This window comes from Mesorhizobium sp. M7A.F.Ca.US.005.03.1.1, from assembly GCF_003997975.1.
Lineage (GTDB): Bacteria > Pseudomonadota > Alphaproteobacteria > Rhizobiales > Rhizobiaceae > Mesorhizobium > Mesorhizobium ciceri.
This window is the reverse complement of record NZ_RZRO01000177.1, coordinates 1-5,660: the sequence shown is the minus strand read 5'-3', so window position 1 is coordinate 5,660 and position 5,660 is coordinate 1. Positions and strand designations below refer to the sequence as shown.

5 protein-coding genes and 1 pseudogene are annotated in these 5,660 nt (G+C 59.0%); 1 reads left to right on the top strand and 5 read right to left on the bottom strand.

Annotated features, from left to right (window positions below):
- A pseudogene (locus EN990_RS36520) lies at window positions 1-113 on the top strand (integrase); the annotation flags it as partial.
- Between the two features lie 23 nt (window positions 114-136).
- Here EN990_RS36520 and EN990_RS34580 read toward each other — a convergent pair.
- The 5 genes from EN990_RS34580 to repA all read right to left on the bottom strand — a co-directional run bounded on the left by EN990_RS34580 (window position 137) and on the right by repA (window position 4,840).
- On the bottom strand, window positions 137-655 hold the full coding sequence (locus EN990_RS34580) for an RES family NAD+ phosphorylase (RefSeq protein WP_127369047.1): 519 nt from the start codon (window positions 653-655) through the stop codon (window positions 137-139).
- A complete protein-coding gene (locus tag EN990_RS34575; RefSeq protein WP_127369048.1) occupies window positions 652-1,041 on the bottom strand; it encodes an MbcA/ParS/Xre antitoxin family protein in 390 nt (129 codons plus the stop codon). The genes EN990_RS34580 and EN990_RS34575 overlap by 4 nt, the downstream gene beginning before the upstream one ends.
- 194 nt (window positions 1,042-1,235) lie before the next feature.
- Complete coding sequence (gene repC, locus EN990_RS34570; protein WP_127369049.1) at window positions 1,236-2,441, bottom strand: plasmid replication protein RepC; 1,206 nt, start codon at window positions 2,439-2,441, stop codon at window positions 1,236-1,238.
- A gap of 153 nt (window positions 2,442-2,594) precedes the next feature.
- On the bottom strand, window positions 2,595-3,560 hold the full coding sequence (gene repB / locus EN990_RS34565; protein WP_013525329.1) for a plasmid partitioning protein RepB: 966 nt from the start codon (window positions 3,558-3,560) through the stop codon (window positions 2,595-2,597).
- Between the two features lie 77 nt (window positions 3,561-3,637).
- The gene (repA, locus tag EN990_RS34560; protein WP_013525328.1) at window positions 3,638-4,840 is read right to left on the bottom strand and encodes a plasmid partitioning protein RepA; all 1,203 of its coding nucleotides are present in this window, start codon (window positions 4,838-4,840) and stop codon (window positions 3,638-3,640) included.
- Window positions 4,841-5,660 lie beyond the last annotated feature (820 nt).

Genomic DNA, 5,660 nt, shown 5'->3' with positions numbered 1-5,660 from the left:
ACGAGCGTTACGTTAAAAAGCAGTTGGGCCATACGTCGGCCGAAATGACCCGCCGCTACCAGCGGCGCAGGGACCGGTTTCGCGTCAATCTCACCAGGGCCAGTGGACTGTAGGCCCCCTCCCCTGGCGGATCGGTCTATCGCCAAGACAGCTGATCCCTCGGCAGCCGACCACTGGGGTCGAATACAGCCACCTTGTGCGGTAGACCCGGGCCCCAGTCCCAAAGGACCAGGTTACGATCCTCCATCTCGGCGCTCGGCGCGAAACTTGGGACCACGATGCCGGCAATATTTCGAGGTCGCAAGCGGTCGTAGATGGACCAGGACGCTGGGCGCTCTCCGTCGCTGAGCGCCGTCGCCCAGGCGCAGGCCATCTCTTCGAGCGCGATAGAAAATTCTCCCCTGCCCTCGTCTGTTGTCAGATCAACGATGTCATCGCAGTCGATCTCATAGGAACACAGCACGCACGGATCGATCCGGTGCGCGAACCCCTGGTTGGCTTCCTTGACCGCTGTCATGATGGTCAGCGCCAAATAGAGCGCCGGCACGCCTTTGGGATTAAATCGCGCACCTCTGATCGCCGCTCCTTCGCCGGAAGTCGGCTTGAATGCCCAACGTGGATCATGTGCGCGGTAGCAGGTTCCGACGAACCTCACGCAAACCCGCCAACGGCCATGTGATCGAGATAATCACGGACCGCTGCTGCCTTGCCGTCCTTCACCAGCGCCTCAGCGGTGCGTCCCCCAAATGCCGGAAGCGGCTGAGCCCGATACCAGGCCATCGCCTGCTCCTTGCCACCCGCCCAATCCGTCACCCGGCTGATGATCTCGAGCATTTCTCGCAGACGCCCCTGGGTCTTTCCCGTGGCGCTACGCTCTGACCGATAAAGCGTCTCGCGCGCAAGACCTGCAGTCTGGGCCAACTGGCCTTTGGACATGCCAAAACCGTCCGCGACCTGCCCAATCGCAATCTTCCCATTCCGGTCCATGTAGGACAAGATGAGAGGTCCATTCTGCTCGGCTATCTTGAGTGCCTGGCCCATGGTGTTCATCCTACCATATCGGGAGTCATATTTCGTGTGCAAAAGATATGGCACTTGTAGACTGTTTTCAAGAACGAACCCGTTCAGTGGCCGCGCCGCAAACCCCGCCGACAGGTGGGAATGTGCCAGGCCACCTCAACAGCACCGGTCACATCCTTACGCCGCTGCCCCGCGATATCTTGCCTTGCCCACGCTCATCCGGTCATCCGTGCTGACGCGCCATTGGCTTTCAGCGCCGCCATGAGCATAGGTCCAACAGAAAACTCACCCGCTTTTGCCTTTTCGGTCAGCACGCGCAGATAACCGCCAGCCGAGTTGATATGCTGCGCTCTTTGCAGAATGCAGGCGATCACGATCGCGGCAACTTCCTGGCCCATCACATGGCAAGCCTCCTCATAGGCTGAAGGCGACACGCCAAGGTACCCTCGCACCTGGGCGGCGGTCATCATCAAGTCGCGCCAGCTTCCGATCCCGTTGACGGCATAGTCGGCAATATCGGGACAGGCCCGCAGCACCAGTCCAATCGGGTAGCCTTTCGGCTTCTCGGGCGGGTGGGATGTTGGCTCGGCCTCCGCCCTGCTTTTCTCGAAAGCCGGTTCAAATACAAAAGTGGAGTCTGTGTTTGAATCAGATTGCTGCCGCTCATTATGGGACTCATTGCCGCTAGGATTCTTGGCATTTGTGAAGCTTTCCAGCATCTTGTTGACCGCTTCGTGCAGCTCTACCAGCTCGGCGACGACCCCTTCCAGCTCCGACAGGCCTGCCCGGCGTGGAATTGCGTCCACAATGGCCCGGAACCGCTTCCACAGCGTTCCCCAGTCCCCGGGCACATCCTCCTCGACAGCGGCCTCGATCAGCTTATGGATGTCGCGGCGGTGCAGCGTGATGCGCTCCCGCATCAGTCTGAGCGCCCGACCGTCGGCTCGAACCTGGTCGGCCGCCTGCTGAAACTCCGCTGCCCTGGTGATCAACGGGGCCAGGGAGAAGCCGAAGGCCTCCACCACAGCCCCGCCCGGCCCTTTGCGGGCAAATCTTTTGCCGTTGGCGCTGTCCCTGCGGATGATGAGGCCGCAACTTACCAGTTCCGCCAGGTTCCTGCGCAGCGTGGAATCGGCCATGCCGTGCGCCCGCAGCGATAGCTGAGCGTTGGACGGAAAGACCATCAACCCGTTTTCCTCGCTGATCTGGTCGTCTGGATAAAACGTCAAAAGCCCGCTGAGCACCGCCAGGGCGCGATCGCCGACGCCGACAATCGACTTGCCCTCGCACAGCCACCGATAAACCTGCCATTTCTCGACGACAGACCCCTGAGGTATCTGCCTTGACGCCGTGTTGGCTTTCACCAACGCAAGCGTCATCGGCCGCCGCCCAAAGGGCGTCGTCGCAAACCCACTCTCCATTTCCCTCGCCTTTCAATCAGGCAAAAGAAATCTGCTCGCCGAAATGGCGCCACGACTCTTGACAGTGATTCGGGGAAGTGCGATTCTCAGCTTGCTACAGACGAGAAGGGCTTCCGCGACGGCGACGTTCGGGGGCCTTTTTCTTTTGCGGTTTCAGTCTCCTGTTTTCTTGGCTGTTTCCGATTGCCGAAAAGCCTCGAAAAGCTCGTCCAGCCGATCGGTTATGAACGCTCCGAACGGCGAGGCTTCCTTGGCCTTCAGGGCAAGCGTAAACACTTTTCCTGTGTCGGTGATCTTGGCTCGCACGGATCTGTCGTGCGGTGCCCAAGCCTTTTCCTGTGTCTTCGATGCTGCTGGCGCGCGTTTTGCCGGCGCGCTCATGAAGTCGAACAGACGCGCAAATCGTGCGTCACTGCCTGACGTGGCGAACTCTGGACTTGCCACATAGTCGGCCGCCCTGCCCGCGCTATCCGGATGCTCCATGAGCTTGGCGAGCTGCCACCATCTGTCCCGACCAACAGTCTTGGCGGCGCCAATGGCCACAATGACTGGCTCTGGAATGTTGCTGGTAACAGAACGCATCTTCGAGAAGGTCGTGTCATCGAGCGCCAAAGCCGACTTCACCGTGTCGGGCGTGTGGCCGCGCTTGAGAATGCGATCGGCAAACAGGGTCCTTTCGATGAAGGACAAATTGGCCCTTGCGGCGTTCTCTTGGCCCTGGGCAATAACATGATCCTCATCGCCCATCTTCTTGACGACCGCGCGTACTGGCCGTCCCAGCTGGCGGGCAACCTTGACGCGCCGATGCCCGAAGACGGTCTGAAAGCGACCGGAGAGCTCAGGATGAGGCCTGACCAGGATCGGAGAATCTTGTCCTCTTTCCCGAATGGCCGCAAGCAACTCCTGATATGCCTCATCGTCTTCGTCCAGGCGATCCGAAACGAAGGAGGTGTCTACAAATGCCGGATCGAGATCCACGACCGAGCTCTTGGAGAGCTCCTCGAAGGATTGCATGATGGAGCGCGACGCCCCGCGAACGGCATACCCGGATACGTCCTTCGCATCAGCCACTGCCGTCGCAGGGCCCAACACACTGCCGAAAATGTCCCTGCGTGCCATTTAACCGCCTCCAATCGCGGTTAGCGATTTGATTTCAAAGACAAAATTTCCAGTTTTTACTGCCGTAAACTTCGCCGTCATGACCGTCCCCACGCACGATGGATCAGCGTCGCGATTTCAGCATTGACCGCATCGAGGGATTCCAGTGCACGGTCGTAGGTGGAACGGGTAAAGGCCGACTTCTCCACCTCGTAGAGCGTCTGCTTGGTGAGACCCGCGTCCGAAATCGCCGTCGACTTCAACATCGGGTTCTCCAGGATCTGGCCGGCAAGCATGGACTGCATGAAGCCTACCATCTGCGCCTGCGGGATATCCGTCGGCTCGTAGCGTGTGATCAGATATCGAAACCAATCGAGCTCGATTGCCGCACCGGCGGCCTTGATGGTTTTCAATATGCCGCCGAGCATGAGCAGGAACTGGCTCATCGACATCAGGTCGAGCATCTGCGGATGAACTGTAATGAGAACCGACGTCGCCGCCGACATGGCCGTCAACGTCAGGTAGCCAAGCTGGGGCGGGCAATCGACCACGACAACGTCATAGCGATCGTCGACCTCCGTTAGCGCCTTCGCCATGCGCGTGAAGAACTGGCGCCCGGCATTTGACGTCTTATCCTGCATGGCGAGGGGCGTGTCGTATTCGTATTCCTGCAATTCGAGATTGGCGGGGATGATATCGAGACCTGGAAAATTCGTCGGAAGGATTACGTCCGCAATCGAGCGGCGTTCGTCATCGTAACGAATCGCCTCATAGAGCGAGAGGTTGTTATCAAGTTCCGGCTGGAAGCCATGCAGGGCCGACAGTGAGGCTTGAGGATCGAGATCGATTGCAAGAACACGGTGGCCGGTCAAGGCCAGATGCTGGGCGAGGTGGGCGGCAGTCGTTGTCTTGCCACTGCCCCCCTTGAAGTTGACGACAGCAACGACCTGGAGCTTGTCGCCGGACTTGCGGTGCGGGACATACTTCTTGACTTCGGTCCTGCCATGCTGGTCCAGGAAATGGCGCAGCTCAAGCATCTGCTGGGCAGTGTAGGACCGGCGTCCCGATGGGATCTGCTCGGGCAGGGGGCCCTTGCCCTCCAGATGAAGGCGCTTCAGATTGTTCTGCGAGACACCAAGATAGTGAGCGACTTCTGCCATCGAAAACGAACGCAGCGTCTTGGCCGCATCGGGGGGAAATTTCTCCATCCGAAGCTGGTTAAGGCGCCGTGATATCTCAGCACCCTGCTCGAGGATTTTCTCATCGAACTCGAAGCTCGGTAGCCGCATGGCGATATTCATTCTCGTCGAAAACCTGAATTGGCGCTTTTTGCGATGAAATTATTCAACAAGCGCCATTAAGCTCCGATTCGGAAAGCCCGGCAAGAAGTTTTAGGTTAACAGAAGGTTAACAGCACTAGCGGGCTTCCTTGCGGCCGATTCCTGCTGTCGTCGGATAATGGCGGGTTGTCGTTCGACTGGAACTCTCCGGCTCATCTGGCTAAACGCCTGGTTTTTCTGACACAAAGAGCAGTTTTTACGGCAGTAAAAACCGCCCCATCAGCGGAGCGGCTTAGGGGAGGGGAGGGCGCTTCCACCCGCTCAGGGCGGTAGGCGGGCTCGCTTTGCCGGCTGGGGCTTGGTGGCAGGCATCAAAAGCAATGGCCGACCTCCTCCATCATGACGAGACGCAAACGTCCAAAGCTCGGACCGACCCCAATTCGTCTCTAGCGGCCTCAAACGATATTCGCTGACATAGGGTAGGTCAGCGTGCCTCCTGCAGGTGCGTTTGCATGCGGAGGTCAACCGTTACCCGACCGAAAGCCGGTCGCTGGAGACCGCAGTTCGCGCACCATCGTTTTGAGCGGTGCGGGCGAGCGCCCGAAACTTCCTTTATCTGCTCGCCAAGGGAGCGTTCGCAACCGACGAGGGTGCCACCCGAGCGTTGATAACAGACGCTTGGTGATGAAATCCGGCCTGAGGTAGAAACCGAATTTGTCGGCTCGGGAACAACGATGCCAAGACCATCATTCCCGGCTCTATGGTGTCACTCTTGGCCCTTGAGGTCGCTGTCGCCGTAGGCTGCCGCGGACACCGTTGAACAGCTGATCTCGGGAAGGGG

Excerpts from the sequence above, each read along its gene's own strand:
- EN990_RS34575 (WP_127369048.1), bottom strand. The coding sequence starts at position 1,041 with ATGGGCCAGGCACTCAAGATAGCCGAGCAGAATGGACCTCTCATCTTG.
- repC (WP_127369049.1), bottom strand. The coding sequence starts at position 2,441 with ATGGAGAGTGGGTTTGCGACGACGCCCTTTGGGCGGCGGCCGATGACG.
- repB (WP_013525329.1), bottom strand. The coding sequence starts at position 3,560 with ATGGCACGCAGGGACATTTTCGGCAGTGTGTTGGGCCCTGCGACGGCA.
- repA (WP_013525328.1), bottom strand. The coding sequence starts at position 4,840 with ATGAATATCGCCATGCGGCTACCGAGCTTCGAGTTCGATGAGAAAATC.